Below are 16,365 nucleotides of genomic sequence, written 5' to 3'. Positions count from 1 at the left end.
CACCTATCCCAACACCTTGGCTTGCTCCGCCGTGAGGCGTCCGGCTGCCAGCAACGCCTTCGTGATCTGCTCGATGTCCATCACGGCGTGGAAGTCGTAGCCCTTGGCCTTGAGTCGCTCCCGCGCACTTTGGTCGCGGTTGCCGCCATGGTCGATGAAGACGACGACATCGTTGACCTCTAGTCCAGAGCGCTCCAGCTTGGCGATCCCCTCGAGCACGCTGCCGCCGCTGATCAAGATGTCATCGACCACGACGACGCGATCAGCCTCCTGGAAGTCCCCTTCGATCAGGCGACGGGCCCCATGGGCTTTGACTTCCTTGCGGGGGTAGATCAGTGGTTTGTGCAGCTGCAGGGCCAGACCGGTCGCCGTGGGCAGCGCTCCGTATGGAATACCCGCGATTCGGTCAAACTCCAGCCCCTCCATTCGTTGGGCGTAGCCATGCAGGACCCGGTGGAAGAGGTTGGGATCCGAGATGATCTGCCGCAGGTCGATGTAGTAGTTGAAAACGGCTCCTGACGCTTGGACGTACTCGCCAAAGAGCAGGCATCCGATGTCGAAGAGTTCAACGATCAGGGCCGCCATCGGATCCGCCGTGCTCGGTCTGTCCGTCTGATCCGCCAACCAGAGGTCACAGGTCTCGGCTTCCTCGGAGCGGTGCTGCTCCATCCAGCTGGTCCGTCTGCGGTTGATGCGTTCCTTTAACGCCGCGGCTTGCTCGGCGAGATCGTCTTCAACCAGCAGGTTCTGCGGCATCGGGATCAGGAGCCCGTCTGCTGAATGGCTCAGGCCGGCCTCCAGCAGCCCGTCCACCCGCTCTTCTTCACTCCAGATCGAGCGCAACATCAAGACCCGCTCGGGTGCAGCCTGCCTGACCAGGGAGAGCACCTTGGGGTCGCTGGTGCCGACCTCGAGCAAGACCTGATCCGGAGTGCCCCAGAGCTGGCTCTCGCGAACGATCTGCAGGAACAGCGGGTCGTCCGCGTTGGGGTGGTACTGGATGCGTTTCGCCGCCGGGTTGGAGCTGCGGCAGGTGATCACCACGGCCTTATCCCGGTAGAGCAGGAACGGAGCGGCGATGTCCTGTCCCGCCATCGGCGAGAGGGTGACCGCATCGACGCCGAGGTCCTTGAACAGGTAATGGGCGAGGGCCGTGGAGGAATTCAGATCACCGTGCTTGGCATCAATGATCAAAGGGAGGTCCCGCGGCACCAGATCCCGCACCTCCAGCAGCAGCTCCAGACCGAGGGGGCCGAGGGCTTGATAGAAGCCCAGGCTCGCTTTGATGGCGCAGACGTGGGGACTGGTTTCCTCGACGACGGCCTTGATCCAATGGCGGGCCTGACTGAGGAACGACCGGTTTCCCATCCCGCGGCGCTGAGCCCAGCTCTGCAGCATCTCCGGGTTGGGGTCCAGTCCCGTCATCAGCAGGGACTGGCGCTCTGCGATGGCTTCAGTGAGTTGAACGAAGAAGCCCATCGCCCGCTGGCGGCTTGAGACGTTGTTAAAGGATCAGTGGCGTCCAGGGAAAGGGCATGACACAGCTCGTTGCAAACGCGCGGCAGTCTCATGTCCCCAACAGGGGCGTTGCCCGCCCTGGACGGCAAAGGTCCTCCACCGACAGCGGTCACGCGATTGAGCCTCAGGAGGCTCGCGAGACTCGTCGCTAAGCCCTGGCTTCACCCCTTCGCCTTTGCGATGGTTTGGAACCCGGTCAAGCCCCATGAGCTGGAACGAACTCGAGCGCTTGGTCGTTGACGCCGAAGACCGTCCGCACCTGCGGCGACTCCTGCGCCGCTGCAGCGATGACAACGCGCTGCTGCTCCAGGCTCGACTCTTGGGCTATCGCATCACCCGTGTCGATCTGCAGCAGGCCTGGCTGCAGCACCGCCAAGACGAAGAGCTGAACGCGCTGCAAGGCTGAGGGGGCTAGCTGCGGATCTGGCCTCCCCCGCTGGAAGCCGGTGGCGCCCCACGGTTCGATCCGATCGCTGCTCAACCTGCGTGAATCTCGAGCTCGATCAACGCTGTCTGGAACTGGCGGTTGCCGACCTCAGACATTTGCCCAGCCAGCACCGGGCCTTGGCGCTTCACCATCTGCGAGCCATCGACTCCGCCTTGGCCGACAAGCTCGCCTTAGAGCTCCTCTGGCTATCTAACTAACCCTCAGCAGTCCCTCGAGGCCAAGATGCGCGCCTGACCTTTGCCGTCGCGCTCGATCGGTTGGGGATCGAAGTCATCGGCGCTGACATCAAAGGTTCGGCTGTTGCACCAGAGGGTCAGCTGACGCTCGGTGTAACTCCCCAAGGCCCGTCCTTTCCCCTGCTGCATCGCCATCCCGACGCACTGGTCCTGCGTTCCCCAGACGCAACTCGCGGCCCCCAGCAGCCCGCCGATCAGGTTGGTTGCGATCTGTTGGCCCCGTTCGATCTCAAAGCGCCGGACTTCGTAGCGGCGGGCACCGAGCAAGGCATCTCTCGGCTCCTCGGGGAGGCGCCGGCTGAAGGTCTCCGCGGTGTCGACCGTCCAGTCGCCAATGGTTTGCCCGGGTTCCAGCTGGGAGCTCAAGCCGCGGGTTAATGCTTGGAAGCGGTCCTTGGGATAACCGTGGTGTTGACGGGAGATCCGTTCGTAATCGCCCATCTCAAACAGGAGATTCGCCGTCTGCGAGAAGTCGTCAACCTTGAGGGCGCCAACACGCATCAACCAGCCGAGAAAGACCCCCGTCCGCCAGTCGGCGGCCAACTCCTCTTGTTTGACGGTTAGACCCATCCCTCCACTGAAGGGACCGAGCCCCTTCTCTCGATTGACGTGATGCCCCCATTCGTGGGCGAGGACGGCGAGGTCAAGCAGGAGCAGCGAGCGATCACTGAGCCCTTTGGCGGCCCTGACGCTCTTGCGCAGGTCCAGGGCCATGGCGATCTGTTTGCTGGGCGGGCAATAGAAGGCCATCGGATGTTGCACCCGCTTGACCCCGCAGCCGTTGGCGGTGTCTCCGGCAAAGAGCAGCTGTGGCTTGACCTGGGTGCCCCAGTGGCGATGCAGCAGATCGTGGGCCGCGTTGAGATAGGGCTTGCGCTGGCCGGGAGCGCGCAGGCCATCCAGGGCCTGGGCTTCTTTTGCACTGGAGGCTTCCAGCACCGGTGGTGGCTCCATTCCCGGCGCCCAGGGTTCTGCTGCTGCGGCCAGGCCGAACCCGCTCAGCAGGGTGGCGAGGCCCAGAGTCTTGAGCCAGGAGCGTTGGTGTTTGGATCCCGTCATGGTCGTGATCGTGAGACCGCAGCAGCGGCGAGCAGGCCACCGGCAAAGCCGCTGGCGTGGCCGATCCAGCTCACCCCCGCCGGGGTGAAGACCGGCAGCAAGCTCGGCAGGACTCCGCCATAGAGCAGCAGGGCGCTCAGGGAGAGGACCAGACTGAAGGGCCGGCGCTCGAGCCAGCCAATCAGAAGGAGATAACCGAGCAAGCCGTAGACCACACCCGAGAGGCCGTGGCTGCCGTTCGGCCACCAGAGCCAGACGGGAATGGCGGTGATGAAGACCCCCAGCCAGATCGCGAGGTAGTCCCGTTTGCTTTTGAAGCAAACCATCCAAGACAGCGGCAGAAACAGGGTGCTGTTGGCCAGCAAATGGCCCCAGCCGCCGTGGCTGAAGGGAGCCGTCAGGATTCCCAGCGCGGACCCCCCGGGAACCATCGGCAGATTCCACTGCCCCCGGAACAGGAGCTGATCGATCCCCTCCTGCAGCCAGGCGATTCCCAGGACGACGACCGGGATCAGCAGGGTCGCCTTGAGCTCTGATTTCAGGACCATGGTCCAATCAGGTGGACGTCCATGACGGCCAGGGCTTCATCGGGGAGGCCCAGAAAGACATTCAGCCAGCTGTCCTGGCAGGGCGCAATCGTGGCGACCCCCACCAGACGTCCGCGGCCCTCACCATTGAGGGCTTGGCCCTGTCCACGGTGCCGTTGGCCCTGAACACGGCCGCTGGTCAAGGCCGTCTCGACGACCAGATCGGATGCTTGGTAGAGGGGTGCCTTGGCCGCTCCCAAGGTGAAGCGAAAGCGTGAGCGGAAGCTCAACTGCAGCTCGCCACTGCTGGGGTTGAGGCACCCCTCCAACAAGTCCGGCTCGATCTGGACGCTGATCCCTGGGGGTAGGGGCAGGCCGAAGAGACGGGCGGTTTGCCCATCGAGGGGGGGAATCGTGAGCCTGTCACAGGGAACCTTCAGCGGGACCAACCCCTGTCCGTTCGTTGGGGCGTGGACAACAGGCCCCCCGCCCCTGGAGGCGTCGTAGGCAAAGGGGGGAAAGCACCCGATCACGAGTTGGCAGCCGGCTCCCGTACGGAGCTGCCAGGTGCCGGTGTCAGAAGCCAGTGCGGAAGCGCTCAAGTTTTCCTTGGCCGTGCCAGTCGGCCAGGTCCTCGTATCCGCCGATCATCGTCCCCTCAATCCAGATTTGGGGCAGCGAACCGGCTTCGGGTGTGGCCTGCTCGAAGGGAATCCCAAGACTGCGCAGCATGCGCATGGCCCGGCTGGACCAGGGACAGCCTTCAGCCACCGCGAGCCGTACGCGGGGTTGATGGTCCGCGATGGGGCGGCTCGCCCTGCTGGAGTGATGCAGGAGCCCCACCAGCACATCTGCGCCTTTCAGCACCGTGCTGCCGTGCTCGAGGTGCCCTCCCCAAACCTGGCATTCAGCATCGGAGAAGCTCAGGTGGAGGTGCACGCCCTTGGGCGAAACCGTTCCCTGCAAGGTGATGATCTCCAGCTCACCGCTGAGCAGGGTCGGTTGATCCTTGCCGGGGCAAGCAAAGGCGGCTTGGCTGAGGTTGCCAACAACGCTCAGGACAAACCCCTCGGCCTGCTCCTCTTGGGCCAGTTGCTCGAGGCTCTTGCGCAGGTCGGCACCTGGACCCAGGTGGATCGCTTTGGGTTCCATGCCGTCGAAGACTGCGCTCAGGCGCCAATCTTTTCATTGGGGACCCATTGGGCCAGCCGCTGCTCGTGGCGAACGAGCTGATAACGGTTGAAATCCGTGGGTGAGCTGCCGTAGCGCAGCTTGAGTTCGTCCAGCTCCTGACGCATGGACTGCAGGACGGGGTTGTTCTCGTTCACTCCAGGAACTCAAACCTAAAGTCAATCTTAAGGGTCTCGAGCGAGATGCGCTAGTCCCCCTTGAGACGGATGTGGCTAGTGATGGGGTGGACCTATCGAAAGGAGCCCCGTGGAGATGGAAGAAGCCTTTTCTGTTGTGGCGCATCCCCAGGCTTTTGCGGCGGCGGGTGGCCTGCTGGTCTTGGCTGTGGCCTTGAGCATTGAGCTGAGCCTGCTGGCCCGCTTGAGCCTTCAGCGATCTGGTGGATCTCAGCCCCAGGCCCCGTCCGCCAGCCCCGAATCCTTCGACTGGATGTACGAGTAGGGGATCAGGCCAACAGTTCTCCCCCAAGGGCGAGGACCAGGGCGGCGCCGCTGACCCAGGCCAGCTGCCGCCAGGCCTGGGCCAAGATGACCAAACCGGTGGGGATCACGGCTGTTTGCGCGTCATCCCCCTAGTTGAACAGGGGTCCCCCGTTCGGCACCGTGTCCTGTGGCACAGGTCCTCGAGATGCAATGGGTGTGACTTCACCGAGCGATGACTCCTGGTCGGTTGAGGCCCTCACCCCCGAGGACCGGCGCCGGGTGATTGACGCCCTGCGCTACGTCGGCCGCGATCTTCACCACCGCTCCTTTTCGGTGAGTTCCGATCGGCGGGAGTTGCTCTGGCAGGAAATGGATGCCTGTTTGCAGCTGGCCGATCAGCTCTCCGCCAGCCCAACCCGCCAGCCCGCGCTGGACCGTCTTTCGGATCCGGCGGCCCGCCCCTGCACGTTGATCACCGGGGCGTCCAGTGGCATCGGTGCCGCCTTGGCCACCTCCTTTGCCCAGCGCAGTGAGGTGCTGGTGCTCGTGGCTCGCCGCGGCGACCGCTTGGAGTCGCAGGCCTTGGCCTTGCAGGAGCGTTTTGGCCTGCGGGTCGTACCCATGGCCCTGGATCTCAATGCCCCGCAAGCCGTCGATCAGTTGTTGGCCCGTCTTGCGGCTCAGGGTCTCTGGGTGGAGACCTTGGTGAACAACGCCGGCTTTGGCCTGCGCGGGACCTTTGAAGCCTCCTCCTGGGATCAACAGGACGGGATGCTTCAACTGATGGTTCGCGTTCCCACGCAGCTGACCCGGCAACTGCTGCCTGAAATGCAGCGGCGCGGCCAAGGCTGCATCTTGAATGTGGCGTCCTTGGCGGGACTGATCCCAGGGCTGCCCGGGAGCACTCTCTACAGCGCGGTTAAGGCCTATTTGATCCGTTTCTCCCAATCGCTGGCGGCCGAGAATGCCGGCTCTGGGATCCGGGTCATGGCCCTCTGTCCCGGCTATGTCCATACGGAATTTCATGCGGTGCTTGGGGTGGAAGAGCGCATGCAGCGGCTACCTGGCCTCTTTTGGTTGACGGTGGATCAACTCGTGCAGTGGACCGAGCGCGGTCTCAAGGGGTCCCGTGTTGTTCTCGTGCCAGGGCGGGTCAATCGTGTGATCGCGGCCCTCGCGCAGTACCTGCCTCTGCGCTGGGCGAATGCCCTGAGTGCGGCATTCTCAAGGCGCTTTCGGAGTCGGCCTTGAGCCTCGCTGTGGTTTGGATGCAGCTGGGGCTGTTGGCGGTGGCCCTGGTCGCCAATGCCCTTTCGGCCCTCGCTGGAGGGGGTGCCGGCTTGGTCCAGTTGCCGGCCTTGATCCTGTTGGGACTCCCTTTCCCGGTGGCCTTGACCACCCACAAGGTGGCGAGTGTCTCCCTCGGGGTTGGCGCCAGCCTGCGTCATGCCCGTGAGAGCAGCCTCAATGCGCGCCTCTCGGCCCTGATTCTCCTGAGCGGTTTACCCGGGGTCTGGCTCGGGGCTCGAACGGTCCTCGCATTGCCCGCCCAGCTCTCGACGCTTCTGCTTGGCCTGTTGACCATCGCGCTGGGGGCCTATTCCGCCTGCCGACCGCAGCTCGGTGCCTCTGCTCGCGAGTGCCCTTGGACGCCCAGACGCGCACTGCTCGGAACCGTTGTGCTGTGGTCCATTGGCTTCCTCAACGGCTCGCTGACCTCGGGGACGGGGCTCTTTGTCACCCTCTGGCTCGTCCGCTGGTTTGGTTTGGACTACGGCAAAGCCGTGGCCCACACCTTGATTTTGGTGGGGTTGTTCTGGAACGGGACCGGCGCACTCACACTCGGGGTGCAGGGGCAAATCGCCTGGAGTTGGTTGCCCATGCTCTTGCTGGGCTCCTTGGCCGGTGGCTACCTGGGGGCCCACCTGGCGCTGAAGCAGGGATCTCAGCTGGTCAAGCGGGCCTTCGAAGTGCTCTGTTTATTGATGGGGGTGTCGTTGCTCGTGAAGGCCTTGGCGGCCTAGCCGGCGAGGGCCGTGAACAGGCCAACACTGCAGCTGGTCAAGCTGACGGCGATCAGGGGGCGGATCCAATCGGGCATGGTTGCTCCTCTTGTTGAAACCAGAGTCGCTGAGCTTGTCTGGGTTGTCGGTGCGTGTCGCTACCACCCGTTGCTGATGTCTCGCTCCTGTCGATGACTGCTTCTGTGCTGCAGCTGATTGATCAAGACCTGTTCGATCAGGTGGCGGGTCGGGCTCGCGAGAGTGAACGACAACGGATGAATTTCAACCTGCATCAGGAGAGTGACTTGGTGCAGCGTTTCTTGAATGTCATGCAGCCAGGGACCTACGTCAGGCCCCATCGCCACTGCCGTCAGGGCACCGGCGAGGGATTCGAATGCTTTGTGGTCCTGCAGGGCTCGATCGGCGTTCTGCTCTTTGACCAGAACGGCCTCTGCATTCAGCGGCAGCGACTGGATGCGGCGGGACCCGTTCGCGGTTTGCAACTCGCTGAAGGCGCCTTCCATTCACTGGTCGCCTTGGCGGACGACTCCGTGATCTTTGAACTCAAGCAAGGTCCCTACCAACCCTTGGCGGATAAAGATTTCCTCAGTGGTTTTCCCCTGGAAGGGGAGCTTGAATCGGTGCATCAAGAAGCGCAGTGGAGGAGCTTGTTTGATGTCTGAGCTCGCGGACTTCTTGCAATGGAACACGCCGAATCTGCTGGCTGATGAAGTCCGCGAAGCCAGTTGCCATTGGTTGCTCTTAAACGGTCTCGGTCTGGAGGCGGGTCCGTCCAAACCCTGCGCTGATCTTCAGTCCCTGGTGCTGCCCATCAGGGATTGGCAGCTCTCGATCAGTACGGCCGGGTTCTACAGCGCCGCGGACCAGGCCACGCCGAACAGCGTGCAGTTCCGGATCCCCCGCGGCGAGGCCAACACCCTGTTGTTTGGCTTGTTGGGAGAGAGCACGGCTGCACCGGCCCATCCCCTGGATCCGCAGCAGTGGTGGTTCTGGCTGGTTCCCATGGCCAAGTTGCATCCCGACCGCCAGTCGATTGGTTTGAACCCATTGATCCGCGCCTTTGGAGAGGGACTCAGCTTTGGCGACCTGCTGGAGCAACTGCAACCGCAAAGACCGGTGTTTCGGATCGTCCTCGACGAGGAGGAGGCGACGGCGAAGTCCACGGATCCGATGGTCGGCCAGGAATTCGAGAGTTATGACGCGGCCTACGACGTCTTGGAGCGTTACTACGCCGATCTCTGCTGCTCGGATGAGCGCAGCTACTACCGCATCGTCGAGCAGTCCGCCTGATGCCGGTGAAGTGCTTCCAGCGTTGATTCCGCCAGGGGTCTGAACTGCTGTAGTGCTGAGCTGAACCCCTGGCCAGAGGCCAGCGCGTTGGCTGGGAAGAGCGCCAGGTCTTGCCCTTCCATCAGTTCAAGCGCGTGGAGCGGTGTCTGGAGTTGGGCTCGGAACACATGGCGAATCTTCTCGGGACTGCGCGAGACGTACCAGGGCTCAACGGCGCCCAGCTGCAGTCGAATTTCCTCCCAGAGTTCGCGGCGTAGGGCCTCCTCCGGCGACTCCCCGGGTTCGAGGTGGCCCCCAAAGAGGCCCCAGCAGCCAGGGGCAACGATTCCAGCGATGTCATCACGCAACTGCAGTAACCAGCGCCCTTCGTGCTCAAGAACCGCCAAGGCCACCTCCACTGGAGCGGGGGACTGGGTTGAGCCCTGGGTCTGCGTCATGCCCCTGATGATGATGAAATCGTTGCGGCTGTGCCTGTGCCGAGTCTCCAGTGGTTTCAGCGGCTCGGACTGGGGTGCCTCGTGGCCGCTGCTACGGCGTTCCCTGCGCGGGCCATTGAAGAGGTTCTGATCGAGCTGCCGCTCTTGGACTCGAGCTTCAGTGTTCGGGTGAGTGAGCTGAAGAGTCCCCAGGCCCTGATGGCGGGCCGGAGTGACCTCGCTGAACTGGATCGTGCCTCCAATGGGGCCGTCAGTCAGGTCCTGCTTCAGCTGCTGCAGCGGCCCATCCCGATGTCCCTGAACCGTCTGGCGGATGGTTCGGTGGGGTCACCGTTGTTGGAGCAGGCCCTGCTGGTGGTCTCCTCCCTGGGCACGATCGAGGGGCGGAGTCCGGATCTATCCGGTCAGACCTTTCGGGCTGCCTTGCATCAGGCGATGGCCCACTCCACAACCGGTGCCCCCACCCTGGTGGAACTGATCGAAGCTCTCCCCGGTCGACGGGTTCGCTTCAACTTCGGCCAGGTGCGCACGATCCTCGGCCGCATGCTGGCCCAGCGCACCCAGGCCAACCGCCTCTTTGCCGAGGCGTCCCCTGAGGTGCTCCCCGTCGCGCCAGTTCCGGCGACGCAAGCCCTGCCCACCCATCAACGCCAGGCGCGTCTGTCGGTCCGCCATCGCTCCTCCCCCCTGGAGGTGGTTCTGCTGCAACCGGCTCACGGCGGCAATGGGCGGTTGGTCCTGATCTCCCACGGGCTGTGGGACAGCCCCAAAAACTTTGTCTCCTGGGCAACGCTGCTGGCCTCCCGTGGTTACACGGTCGCGTTGCCGCGCCATCCCGGCAGCGACAACCGGGAGCAGATGAAGATGTTGACCGGTGCGGTGCCGCCCCCGAAGCCCGTCGAGCTGGCCCTGCGTTTTCGTGATCTCAGCGCGGTCACCGACGCGGTTCAAAACGGCCAACTCGCTGGGGTGTCCGGCGTCAATGCGGATGCCGTCGTCGTCATCGGCCACTCCTGGGGGGCGACGACAGCGCTGCAGCAGGCCGGCTTGGTTCCCCAGTCCGCAACCTTGAAGAGCCGTTGCCCCCAAATCGACAACCCCCAGCGCAACGTGAGCTGGACCCTCCAGTGCAGCTGGTTGGAGGGTGTCAAGCAGGCCGCTCTCCACGATCAGCGGGTGGTGGCCGCAGCAGCCATCTCACCGCCGATTTCGCTGCTGTTCGCACTGCCGGAACTCCAGGCCAGCAGTGCTCGCTTGCTCGTGGTCAGTGGCACCCATGACTGGGTGGTGCCACCCGATCCTGAGGCGATCAACCCCATGCGTCAGGCCATTCCCTTTGGTCACCAGCTCGTCCTGGCGAAGGGCGGTGACCACTTCAATCTGCGCCCCGGTGGCCAGAGCAACGGCGGTGTTCTTGGTCCGTTGCTGTTGGCCTGGGTCGATGCGGCCTATGGCGCGGGGGACGCACTTCCGCCGCGTCAAGGCGCCGAGCCGCTCCTGGCGGTTGGCCCTTGGGGCAATGCCTTGATCCCGCTCAAGGATGTGAGCCCCACGCTGCGCTGATTGAGTCGATTGACCTATCGCGTCCTCCCGCCGGCTTCGGTTGGATGGCGTCGAAGCCTCCTCACACAGCCCGACCCGGGCTGTTTTTATGGCTTCAGCAGCGGTATGGCCTGCCGCCAGCCCCCCTGCTCCAGCACGGCCATGGGGGTCTCAAAGCAGGCACTCAGCGTGTCGCTGGTGAGCACGTCCGCGACGGAGCCGTCGCCCACGATGCTCCCCTCTTTGATCAGAACGGCGCGTTCGATCTCGGGAATTACCGCATCCAATTGGTGGGTCACCAGCAGCACCGTGGTCCCCTGCTGGCTGAGCTGCCGCAGGCTGGCGAGCAGTTCGTGTTTGGCCTTGAAGTCCAGGCCGTTGATCGGTTCGTCGAGAACGAGAACCTCCGGCTGGTGAATCAGGGCACGACCGAGCAGCAACCGCCGGCGTTGTCCATCGGAACATTCGCCAAACGGGCGTCCTTGCAGATGGGTCAGTCCGAATTGCTCGAGTTGCTCAAGGGCTTGAGCGCGCTGTTGGCCTGTGGGCTGTTGGGGACGCCCTAGGCCGACTGAGCCAAAGACTCCCGAGAGAACCACGTCTTCCGCAGGGACGCTTGGGATGTAGCTGGCTTGAAGCGCGCTCGAGACAAAGCCAATCCGTTGACGTAGATCCCAGAGGTTGACGGTGCTGTTCCCGAAGAGCCGGAGGGCTGAGTCTGGTTTCACAACCGGGTAGAGGCTGCGACTGATCAAGTGGATCAAGGCGCTTTTGCCGGCGCCGTTGGGACCCAGCAGCACCGTGGGTTCACCGAGCCGCAACGTCAGGCTTAAGTCCTGGAAGACGGGCCTTGAGCCGAGCCAGGCCTCAACGGCTATGGCTTCGAAATAGGGGGTCGCGCTCATCCCACCAGCATCGGCGTTTTCAAGGCGGATAGGTTGATGGGGTGCACCCGTTCTTCCTGCTGGAGCCCGGTGATGGTTTGGTGCTCTGCGGTGCGAGCGGTCAGATCACCCATGTGGATCGAAGCGCCCAGCAGCGGTTGGGCCACCATGCCCAGGAGTGGTGCGGGCAACCCATCCGCGACTGCTGGCCCGAGCTGGCGGACCTGATTGTTCAAGAGCACCGGCGCCTCGCCGAAGGGGCCAGGGACCATGTCCTGCCCCTTCCTCACCCCACTGGTGTGGAGTTGGCCACGCGCATCCGGCTCTTTGCCTCGGACTCTGGCTTTGGGGTCGGTGTGTTGCGGCGCCGGGCCCAGCGCCTGGATGCTGCGCCGGAGGAAACCAACGAAGACGCCTATCGGCGCCTGCTGGAAGGGGTGCTGGATACCGCCCAGGACGCTGTTCTGGTGACCCTGGCTGAACCCTTGGACGCCCCTGGTCCAATCATTGTTTACGCCAACAAATCCCTGTTGGAGCAGACCGGCTACGCCCTGCATGAGGTGTTGGGCCGCAGTCCGCGTTTGTTCCAAGGGCCTGAAACCTCAAAGGAGAGCACGGCCGCGCTGCGGGCGGCGATGGACCAGTGGAAGCCCGCGACGATGCAGGTCATCAACTACCGGCGTGATCAATCCACCTGTTGGATTGAGCTCAAGGTGTCACCCCTGTCCGATTCCTCGGGCTGGTTCACCCATTGGGTGTCCGTCCAACGGGATGTCACCGACCGGGTTCTACTCAAACGCCAGCTCGCCCAAGAAGCGAGGTCCCTGGCCGACCGATTGGACAGCAAGCAGGAGGTCACCGGCTTCAACGTTGCGTCTTCGCCCTAGGCCGCGCCCGTTGGACCGATTGCGGACCTGACACCCGCAACCTGAGCGCTGCTTTACGTCTCTTTACAATTGACGCACTGGGCTTGATCGGTTGCTGTCCCGCGTTGCCATCGATGTTGTGAGCACCGTCTTTGGTGTGCCCCTCAGGCAGCTCGTCCTCGCCTGCAGCTTCGCGCCTGCCTACCTGCCGGCGTTGACATCCCCCTGATCGCGGCCATTGTTGCGGCAGCGATTCGCGAGGGAGATGCACAGCCTTCCTTTTTTGGGTGACGAGCGCGTCAAGGTCACCTGCGACATCCGCCGCGTTCATCTAGCTCGTTTGGATGCCCTCAAAGAGCAGTGGGGCTTGCCCTCCCGTGCTGCGGCTTTGCAACGTCTTCTCGATGTTTGTTTCTTAGGTGACATCAGCCTGGATCAGTGCCACTAGGTTGCGCCTGCTGCATCTCCTGGCATGACACTCACGGTCCTCAAGTTCAGCTCCGAGGATTGCGGCACCTGCCATCGGATGAGTCATTACGACAGCAAGGTCGCCGAAGAGCTGGGGTGCACCTTTGTCAGTGTGATGCTGCAGGACACGGAGGCCTACCGGAAATACCGCAAAGTTCTCTTGGCGCAGTACCCCAATAAAGAAGGAATGGGCTGGCCGACCTACCTAGTTGTCGAAGACCCAGAAGGCGAGTTCAGCATTAAGGGGGAGATCAAAGGCGGCATGCCGAAGGGCGATTTCAGGACCAAACTCTCGGCACTGCTTCCCAATCTTTGAGATTTCTTCCGGGCCTTAACTTGATCACTGGTCCTGAGAACGCTCTAGTGGATTCGATCCACTGGATTCATCCGTGACATCACAGCAGCCTCCGGCCTGGATTCATCGCGGTTGCCGCATTGCGCTGTTGGATCACCCCGATCAGCGTCACTGTTTTGAGATTCGCCACCGCAGTGGTCTCTCCCTTGGCACCTGTTCCTCCCTTGATTCAGCCCGGGAGCGGATCGATGAGGAATTGCCGCTGCTGAGGCAGCGCCTGGTGGCCGCTGCCTAGCCCTGGCATCGATGCGAAACTGGGGTTCGCGTGTGGCCGTGCTGTGCCCCAGTCCGTTCTGCTCTGCGGCTACTACGGCGAACACAACCTCGGGGATGACGCCCTGCTGCAGGCGTTTCTTGGGGAACTCCCCCAGTCCCTCACCCCTGTGGTGACGGCCTTTGACGAGAGCCAAGTGCAACGGCTGCATGGCGTTGAGACGGTGCAACGGCGGGACCTGAAGGCGGTTCTCGCTCGCCTGCGCTCCTGTCAGGCCTTGGTGCTGGGTGGCGGCAGCCTGTTGCAGGACAGCACGAGTTTCAAGAGCCTGCTCTATTACGGCGCTCTGATCACGGCGGCGCGCCTGCAGGGCAAACCGGTCGTGCTTTGGGCTCAGGGCTTGGGCCCGTTGCAACGCCGGCGCAGCCGTGCCTTCGTCCGTCTCCTGTTGTCGTTGACCACGGCCGTCAGTTGGCGTGACCCGGAATCGGCAACCTTGGCTCGGCGTCTGGGCTGTGATGGCGAGGATGCCGGTGATGCGGTCTGGCTCCTGCCCCAACAGCAGTGGCTGGGCCGTGGAGGCCCGATTGTGGTCTGCTGGCGTCCGACGCCGTTGCTCCAAGGGTCCGATTGGAGCCCCTACCTCGAAGCGCTCGATCAATTGGCAGCCCAGACCGATCGCGAGGTGCTCTGGCTTCCCTTCCACCGTGAGCAGGACCGTTCCCTTCTCGAGCAGTTCCGCAACGAGGGCCTGATCCCTGAGGCTTTATCCCGCCGTAGCCGTCAACTCCAGGCAGAGAACCCCAGGGAGGCGATGGCGGTCTTCCGTTCCTCTGGGCTGGTCCTGGCGATGCGTCTGCACGCCCTGATCCTGGCGGCACTGTCTGGTGCGCCGGTCTCGGCCTTGAGTTATGACCCGAAGGTCAAGGCCTGCGCCGATCAGTTGCGCTGTGATGCCTTGGATCTCGCCTCTCGCTCGGCGGCATCCGACTGCTTGCAGCAGTGGAGCCGAAGCCTGGACCAGCCACCGCAGAGCGCGGTGATCGCCTCGATTCGCTCGACCTTGGAACTGCACCGTCGGGTCTTGACCAGCGCCCTATGCCGCTGATCCTCTGGCTGGCCAGCGCCAGCAGTGCCTGTTTGCTGCTGTTGTTGTTGGCCCTTGAGCTGCAGCTGGGGCGTGCGCCGCGGCTGCGGGCGAGTGACTCGCGCGAACGGCCCGAGGGTTGCAGCTGGCTGCGGATCCTCGTGCCGGCCTACAACGAACACGACAACATCGCGGACTGTCTCCAGGCCATCGTCGCTGCGGCACCGACGGACTGGCCGATTGAGCTCGTGGTGATCGACGATGCCTCCAGCGACGACACCCAAGCCCTGGCCGAGGCCATGCGCGAAGCCTGCCCGCGCACGGATGTGCGTTGGAGAATCCTGCAGGCCGGTCCCCGTCCGCATGGCGAGCGTTGGTCAGGCAAGAACTGGCCCGCCAGCGTCGGCGCTGCCCTGTCCTGGCCCGAGGCTGATCCCGCATGTCAGTGGCTGCTCTTCTTGGATGCCGATGTGCGTCTGCGGCCAGGGGTGATTGAAGCGGCCCTGCAGGAGGCGTGCGCGCAGCAGAGTGATCTGTTGACCCTGGCTCCCCGCCTGGAGTGCAGCTGTCTGGCGGAGTGGTTGGTGCAACCGATTGTGGCCACGTTGCTTGGCCTTGGTTTCCCAATTCGCCGCAGCAACGATCCGGATGACCCAACGGCGTTTGCGGCGGGGCCGTTCATGCTGTTTCGCTACTCCAGTTATTTAGCCATCGGCGGTCACCGCGGCGTCGCTTCGGAGGTCGTCGAAGATCTCGCCTTGGCGCGCAAGATCAAGCAATCCCAGTTGCGATTGCGTTACCTGCTTGGCATAGATTTGGTCGATCTGCAGATGTATCGCAGCCTCGCCGCCCTCTGGGAAGGCTGGACCAAAAATTGGTTTCTTGGGGTGGATCGCAACGGGTTCAAAGCGGTTGGGAGTGTTGGTGTTGTCCTCCTGCTCTTTGCGGCACCTTGGCTCTCCGCAGCGGTTGTGCTGCTGCAGTGGTTGCTGCTGGGTTCTGTACTGAGGCCCACCCTGGCCGCTGTACTGGCGTCGTTGGTCCTTGTCCTGGCCATCCGTCTTTGGAGTGCCTGGCGCTTTGGCACACCGATTCGGTATTGGTGGTTGAGCTGGCTTGGTGCACTGCTCATCGCCGCGATTGTTCCAGCCAGCATCTGGAAGACGACCACGGGCCGTGGCTGGACCTGGCGGGGCAGGCAGCTCGAGGGCTGATCTCCAGAAATTCGCCATTGGGTAGCCCAGCACACGGCTCGTCGATCACGGTGTGCGGTTCATTAGGGCATAGCTCGGCAGCCCAATGGCGTCATCCCAAGCTCAAATGTTTGAGCTGATTCCCTACGAGAAATTCCGCGATACGCCGGCTGTTCGTTTCTTCGACATCACGGTCGCTGAGTCCAACGCCCGCGATTTGGTCATCCACAGCGGGCCAGCCGTGAGCCCACCCGATGAGGCCAACACGGGGGCCTGGCAGTTTTATTTGCACCCGCACCAGGAGGACAACCTGCTGGCCCTCACGGGCGGGCGCGTTTTTTATCTGGTCAATTTCGCTTGGAGTTATCCGTATCACATTGTTCGTCTGGACACCGGTGGCGACATCCTGCGGATTCCACCGGGAACGTTTCATCGTTCGATCTCCGATGAGGAGGGTTCGGTCGTCCTCAACCAGGCCATTCGTGAGCCTGGCGCCTGCGTGGCCCGTGAATTCCGTGTGTACAACAGCAGGCTGATTCCTCGGCTGTTCGCGACAACCCATCGCACGGCTCCCCTACCCAAGCTGCACGGCGTCAGCTGGTAG

General features: G+C 63.3%; 23 protein-coding genes. 15 read left to right on the top strand and 8 right to left on the bottom strand.

What is annotated here, in order from left to right; all coding sequences use genetic code 11:
• Positions 1–3: 3 nt before the first annotated feature.
• Positions 4–1,479 carry a bifunctional orotidine-5'-phosphate decarboxylase/orotate phosphoribosyltransferase gene (locus H0O22_RS03975; protein WP_185187712.1) on the bottom strand — a complete coding sequence of 492 codons (1,476 nt, stop codon included), beginning with the start codon at positions 1,477–1,479 and terminating at the stop codon, positions 4–6.
• Between the two features lie 244 nt (positions 1,480–1,723).
• Between H0O22_RS03975 and H0O22_RS03970 the strand changes: the two genes are divergently transcribed.
• Together H0O22_RS03970 and H0O22_RS03965 are read left to right on the top strand one after the other, a co-directional pair.
• On the top strand, positions 1,724–1,924 hold the full coding sequence (locus H0O22_RS03970) for a Nif11 family protein (protein WP_185187711.1): 201 nt from the start codon (positions 1,724–1,726) through the stop codon (positions 1,922–1,924).
• 80 nt (positions 1,925–2,004) lie between these two features.
• Positions 2,005–2,163: a hypothetical protein gene (locus H0O22_RS03965; protein WP_185187710.1), complete on the top strand. Its 159-nt coding sequence runs from the start codon at positions 2,005–2,007 to the stop codon at positions 2,161–2,163.
• Between the two features lie 3 nt (positions 2,164–2,166).
• Here H0O22_RS03965 and H0O22_RS03960 read toward each other — a convergent pair whose 3' ends face one another.
• From H0O22_RS03960 to H0O22_RS03940, 5 genes are read right to left on the bottom strand one after another with little or no spacing between them, the layout of a single operon-like run.
• Positions 2,167–3,261 (bottom strand): neutral zinc metallopeptidase, encoded by a 1,095-nt coding sequence (locus tag H0O22_RS03960; protein ID WP_255439456.1) that lies wholly within the window; start codon positions 3,259–3,261, stop codon positions 2,167–2,169.
• Complete coding sequence (locus H0O22_RS03955; RefSeq protein ID WP_185187709.1) at positions 3,258–3,809, bottom strand: rhomboid family intramembrane serine protease; 552 nt, start codon at positions 3,807–3,809, stop codon at positions 3,258–3,260. Before H0O22_RS03955 ends, H0O22_RS03960 begins: the two co-directional genes overlap by 4 nt.
• Complete coding sequence (locus tag H0O22_RS03950) at positions 3,800–4,390, bottom strand: hypothetical protein (protein ID WP_255439454.1); 591 nt, start codon at positions 4,388–4,390, stop codon at positions 3,800–3,802. Before H0O22_RS03950 ends, H0O22_RS03955 begins: the two co-directional genes overlap by 10 nt.
• Complete coding sequence (locus H0O22_RS03945; protein ID WP_185187708.1) at positions 4,365–4,940, bottom strand: PCC domain-containing protein; 576 nt, start codon at positions 4,938–4,940, stop codon at positions 4,365–4,367. Before H0O22_RS03945 ends, H0O22_RS03950 begins: the two co-directional genes overlap by 26 nt.
• 17 nt (positions 4,941–4,957) lie before the next feature.
• Entirely contained in the window at positions 4,958–5,116 is a 159-nt protein-coding gene (locus tag H0O22_RS03940) for a hypothetical protein (protein ID WP_185187707.1), read from the bottom strand.
• Positions 5,117–5,231: 115 nt separating this feature from the next.
• Between H0O22_RS03940 and H0O22_RS03935 the strand changes: the two genes are divergently transcribed.
• The 5 genes from H0O22_RS03935 to H0O22_RS03915 all read left to right on the top strand — a co-directional run bounded on the left by H0O22_RS03935 (position 5,232) and on the right by H0O22_RS03915 (position 8,715).
• On the top strand, positions 5,232–5,420 hold the full coding sequence (locus tag H0O22_RS03935) for a hypothetical protein (protein WP_185187706.1): 189 nt from the start codon (positions 5,232–5,234) through the stop codon (positions 5,418–5,420).
• A 197-nt stretch (positions 5,421–5,617) separates the two neighbouring features.
• Positions 5,618–6,652 carry an SDR family oxidoreductase gene (locus H0O22_RS03930; protein ID WP_255439453.1) on the top strand — a complete coding sequence of 345 codons (1,035 nt, stop codon included), beginning with the start codon at positions 5,618–5,620 and terminating at the stop codon, positions 6,650–6,652.
• A gap of 17 nt (positions 6,653–6,669) precedes the next feature.
• Positions 6,670–7,425, top strand: coding sequence for a sulfite exporter TauE/SafE family protein (locus tag H0O22_RS03925; RefSeq protein WP_185188286.1), 756 nt, complete (start codon positions 6,670–6,672; stop codon positions 7,423–7,425).
• A gap of 170 nt (positions 7,426–7,595) precedes the next feature.
• On the top strand, positions 7,596–8,087 hold the full coding sequence (locus H0O22_RS03920; protein ID WP_185187705.1) for a WbuC family cupin fold metalloprotein: 492 nt from the start codon (positions 7,596–7,598) through the stop codon (positions 8,085–8,087).
• Positions 8,080–8,715 carry a hypothetical protein gene (locus H0O22_RS03915; protein ID WP_185188471.1) on the top strand — a complete coding sequence of 212 codons (636 nt, stop codon included), beginning with the start codon at positions 8,080–8,082 and terminating at the stop codon, positions 8,713–8,715. Before H0O22_RS03920 ends, H0O22_RS03915 begins: the two co-directional genes overlap by 8 nt.
• Here H0O22_RS03915 and H0O22_RS03910 read toward each other — a convergent pair.
• On the bottom strand, positions 8,688–9,152 hold the full coding sequence (locus tag H0O22_RS03910) for an NUDIX hydrolase (protein WP_185187704.1): 465 nt from the start codon (positions 9,150–9,152) through the stop codon (positions 8,688–8,690). The genes H0O22_RS03915 and H0O22_RS03910 overlap by 28 nt on opposite strands.
• 36 nt (positions 9,153–9,188) lie before the next feature.
• On the opposite strand from H0O22_RS03910, the gene H0O22_RS03905 reads away from it, so the two are divergent.
• On the top strand, positions 9,189–10,715 hold the full coding sequence (locus H0O22_RS03905; protein WP_255439452.1) for an alpha/beta fold hydrolase: 1,527 nt from the start codon (positions 9,189–9,191) through the stop codon (positions 10,713–10,715).
• Between the two features lie 86 nt (positions 10,716–10,801).
• On the opposite strand, the gene H0O22_RS03900 is transcribed toward H0O22_RS03905, so the two are convergent.
• Positions 10,802–11,599, bottom strand: coding sequence for an ABC transporter ATP-binding protein (locus H0O22_RS03900; protein ID WP_185187703.1), 798 nt, complete (start codon positions 11,597–11,599; stop codon positions 10,802–10,804).
• A gap of 41 nt (positions 11,600–11,640) precedes the next feature.
• Between H0O22_RS03900 and H0O22_RS03895 the strand changes: the two genes are divergently transcribed.
• The 7 genes from H0O22_RS03895 to H0O22_RS03865 all read left to right on the top strand — a co-directional run bounded on the left by H0O22_RS03895 (position 11,641) and on the right by H0O22_RS03865 (position 16,365).
• Positions 11,641–12,465, top strand: a complete 825-nt coding sequence (locus H0O22_RS03895) for a PAS domain-containing protein (protein WP_185187702.1) — start codon at positions 11,641–11,643, stop codon at positions 12,463–12,465.
• Between the two features lie 244 nt (positions 12,466–12,709).
• Entirely contained in the window at positions 12,710–12,892 is a 183-nt protein-coding gene (locus tag H0O22_RS03890) for a hypothetical protein (RefSeq protein ID WP_185187701.1), read from the top strand.
• Between the two features lie 24 nt (positions 12,893–12,916).
• On the top strand, positions 12,917–13,228 hold the full coding sequence (locus tag H0O22_RS03885) for a thioredoxin family protein (protein WP_185187700.1): 312 nt from the start codon (positions 12,917–12,919) through the stop codon (positions 13,226–13,228).
• 73 nt (positions 13,229–13,301) lie between these two features.
• Positions 13,302–13,502 carry a hypothetical protein gene (locus H0O22_RS03880; protein ID WP_185187699.1) on the top strand — a complete coding sequence of 67 codons (201 nt, stop codon included), beginning with the start codon at positions 13,302–13,304 and terminating at the stop codon, positions 13,500–13,502.
• Positions 13,503–13,545: 43 nt separating this feature from the next.
• Positions 13,546–14,589 carry a polysaccharide pyruvyl transferase CsaB gene (gene csaB / locus H0O22_RS03875; protein ID WP_185187698.1) on the top strand — a complete coding sequence of 348 codons (1,044 nt, stop codon included), beginning with the start codon at positions 13,546–13,548 and terminating at the stop codon, positions 14,587–14,589.
• Positions 14,580–15,782 carry a glycosyltransferase family 2 protein gene (locus H0O22_RS03870; protein ID WP_185187697.1) on the top strand — a complete coding sequence of 401 codons (1,203 nt, stop codon included), beginning with the start codon at positions 14,580–14,582 and terminating at the stop codon, positions 15,780–15,782. Before csaB ends, H0O22_RS03870 begins: the two co-directional genes overlap by 10 nt.
• Positions 15,783–15,888: 106 nt before the next feature.
• Positions 15,889–16,365: a redox protein gene (locus H0O22_RS03865; RefSeq protein ID WP_185187696.1), complete on the top strand. Its 477-nt coding sequence runs from the start codon at positions 15,889–15,891 to the stop codon at positions 16,363–16,365.

The sequence above is a fragment of the Synechococcus sp. LTW-R genome (assembly GCF_014217875.1).
GTDB lineage: Bacteria > Cyanobacteriota > Cyanobacteriia > PCC-6307 > Cyanobiaceae > Vulcanococcus.
Note: the sequence above shows the minus strand (reverse complement) of the source record. Positions and strands in the feature narration are given on the sequence as shown.

Coding starts and splice junctions, on each gene's coding strand:
- H0O22_RS03975 (WP_185187712.1), bottom strand. CDS start 1,479: ATGGGCTTCTTCGTTCAACTCACTGAAGCCATCGCAGAGCGCCAGTCC.
- H0O22_RS03970 (WP_185187711.1), top strand. CDS start 1,724: ATGAGCTGGAACGAACTCGAGCGCTTGGTCGTTGACGCCGAAGACCGT.
- H0O22_RS03960 (WP_255439456.1), bottom strand. CDS start 3,261: ATGACGGGATCCAAACACCAACGCTCCTGGCTCAAGACTCTGGGCCTC.
- H0O22_RS03955 (WP_185187709.1), bottom strand. CDS start 3,809: ATGGTCCTGAAATCAGAGCTCAAGGCGACCCTGCTGATCCCGGTCGTC.
- H0O22_RS03945 (WP_185187708.1), bottom strand. CDS start 4,940: ATGGAACCCAAAGCGATCCACCTGGGTCCAGGTGCCGACCTGCGCAAG.
- H0O22_RS03935 (WP_185187706.1), top strand. CDS start 5,232: ATGGAAGAAGCCTTTTCTGTTGTGGCGCATCCCCAGGCTTTTGCGGCG.
- H0O22_RS03925 (WP_185188286.1), top strand. CDS start 6,670: ATGCAGCTGGGGCTGTTGGCGGTGGCCCTGGTCGCCAATGCCCTTTCG.
- H0O22_RS03920 (WP_185187705.1), top strand. CDS start 7,596: ATGACTGCTTCTGTGCTGCAGCTGATTGATCAAGACCTGTTCGATCAG.
- H0O22_RS03915 (WP_185188471.1), top strand. CDS start 8,080: ATGTCTGAGCTCGCGGACTTCTTGCAATGGAACACGCCGAATCTGCTG.
- H0O22_RS03910 (WP_185187704.1), bottom strand. CDS start 9,152: ATGACGCAGACCCAGGGCTCAACCCAGTCCCCCGCTCCAGTGGAGGTG.
- H0O22_RS03900 (WP_185187703.1), bottom strand. CDS start 11,599: ATGAGCGCGACCCCCTATTTCGAAGCCATAGCCGTTGAGGCCTGGCTC.
- H0O22_RS03890 (WP_185187701.1), top strand. CDS start 12,710: ATGCACAGCCTTCCTTTTTTGGGTGACGAGCGCGTCAAGGTCACCTGC.
- H0O22_RS03885 (WP_185187700.1), top strand. CDS start 12,917: ATGACACTCACGGTCCTCAAGTTCAGCTCCGAGGATTGCGGCACCTGC.
- H0O22_RS03870 (WP_185187697.1), top strand. CDS start 14,580: ATGCCGCTGATCCTCTGGCTGGCCAGCGCCAGCAGTGCCTGTTTGCTG.
- H0O22_RS03865 (WP_185187696.1), top strand. CDS start 15,889: ATGTTTGAGCTGATTCCCTACGAGAAATTCCGCGATACGCCGGCTGTT.